Origin of the sequence: Mesorhizobium sp. M8A.F.Ca.ET.207.01.1.1 (assembly GCF_004794715.1) — a bacterium.
Classification (GTDB): Bacteria; Pseudomonadota; Alphaproteobacteria; order Rhizobiales; family Rhizobiaceae; genus Mesorhizobium.
Genome location: NZ_SRUS01000363.1, coordinates 1 through 323 on the forward strand (window position 1 = coordinate 1; position 323 = coordinate 323).

2 protein-coding genes are annotated in these 323 nt (G+C 63.5%); both read right to left on the reverse strand.

Annotation, left to right across the window (positions count from 1 at the left end; translation table 11 throughout):
* The coding region (locus EN850_RS34925; RefSeq protein ID WP_136093025.1) for a DUF692 family multinuclear iron-containing protein at positions 1-132 on the reverse strand (132 nt) is incomplete at its 3' end.
* 41 nt (positions 133-173) lie between these two features.
* Complete coding sequence (locus EN850_RS34930; RefSeq protein WP_246689332.1) at positions 174-323, reverse strand: DUF2282 domain-containing protein; 150 nt, start codon at positions 321-323, stop codon at positions 174-176.

The window sequence follows — 323 nt, forward strand, 5'->3', positions numbered from 1 at the left end:
CATGTAGTTCTCGGCGTGGACCTCGAGCCAGCCTGCGGAAGGGCGCCGCGTGAGCATCTCCGCGATGTGAGGCGAGCGAAGACCGATGCCCGCCGATGCGGGGATTGCAAGAGGTGAAAACATGCTGGACATCGGTCTCCTCCATTCTGGTCTGGTTGGCTCGAGGGAAGGTGCTAGGCTTTCGGCTTGTCGCTGCCGCCCGCGATCTTGGCGCAGCTGCCGGCTGGCACGTAGAGCCAGGAATCCGGCTGGTTGTCCGCCGTCGACGTGCCGGCACATGAGTGGGATTCGGTCTGGCAGTCGTTCTGGCAGGATTTGAGCAC